The sequence below is a fragment of the Shewanella sp. ZOR0012 genome, from assembly GCF_000798835.1.
GTDB classification, from domain to species: Bacteria; Pseudomonadota; Gammaproteobacteria; order Enterobacterales; family Shewanellaceae; genus Shewanella; species Shewanella xiamenensis.
The window spans coordinates 1-965 of record NZ_JTLE01000040.1 but is presented as its reverse complement, the minus strand read 5'-3'; the positions used below and the strand labels follow the sequence as shown (position 1 = coordinate 965).

The 965-nt window shown below is 39.2% G+C and carries 2 protein-coding genes; one reads left to right on the top strand and one right to left on the bottom strand.

Annotated elements, in window-relative coordinates; all coding sequences use genetic code 11:
- Window positions 1-234 (bottom strand): DUF3016 domain-containing protein (locus L976_RS01365; protein WP_047533436.1); only part of this gene is annotated, 234 nt, incomplete at its 3' end.
- Window positions 235-504: 270 nt separating this feature from the next.
- Here L976_RS01365 and L976_RS01360 point away from each other — a divergent pair.
- On the top strand, window positions 505-813 hold the full coding sequence (locus tag L976_RS01360) for a hypothetical protein (protein WP_047533433.1): 309 nt from the start codon (window positions 505-507) through the stop codon (window positions 811-813).
- Window positions 814-965 lie beyond the last annotated feature (152 nt).

Sequence of the window (965 nt, the reverse complement as noted above, 5' to 3'; positions counted from 1 at the left end):
TTTTAAGACTTTTACGGCTTCTTTATTGATATTGGTGGTTAAGGTATCGAATAAACGCTTTTCATAACGGGACTGAATTTCGCCCGAAGATTTAATATCACGAAAATCTTTTGGATTTTGCCAAACAATCTTTACCACTCCGTCTTCAGTCACAGGGTCAGTTTTCGCCTCATCGGCGGCCCACACACTACTGCAACTCAACACACCGGCGAGTAATAGGAACTGGACTTTCATATTTGCCTCCTAGGCCTAATAGTTTCTGCGTTATACCGTACAAAATCTAACCTGAACTCGAGCTTAATGCAAAACGCTCCCCTTAACAGCACATAATCAGTAAGCTTTTGTATAAATTAGTAAATATGATAGAAAATTTCAGATGATATCGTATCTTTTTGTATCCAATACCCAATAAGGGATAAAGTTATTAATTTGTGACTTTTTAACGCGCATATTACCTAAAAAAGTATTATCCTTCGCACACTGTTTTATGACCTCTAATTAAAAATGAAATTCCCCGTTGTACCTGTATTTGTATTGATCCTACTTTCCTGTTTTGCCAGCGCGATTTGGTTTATCTCCTCAGGGGAGAAAGACACGCGCCCAGAAACTTGGTCATCTTTTATTTATACCCATGGTTATGATTCTGGTAAGTATAAAAAAACTGATAATTTCAATAGCTATGAGACCTGTCGAGACTTTGCCAAAGAGCAATCATCTTTTTACGATAACGTGCCTTGGGAATGCGGTCTAAAATGTGGTTTTGACTCCCGTAAACAGGGATTTCAATGCCAAGAGATGCGTAACGAGCAGTAAGGTTATGGTCCAGCCAAGGTTCAAGATATCCCAGGTAAGCTTAATTTCTAAGCAATACCTTTGGTTTTGTTGGTCATGGATAATGGAATGGACCCATCCACTTTAAATCGGCCTCGCAATGGGCCACGATGTAGTCGCTAAAACTCATCAGA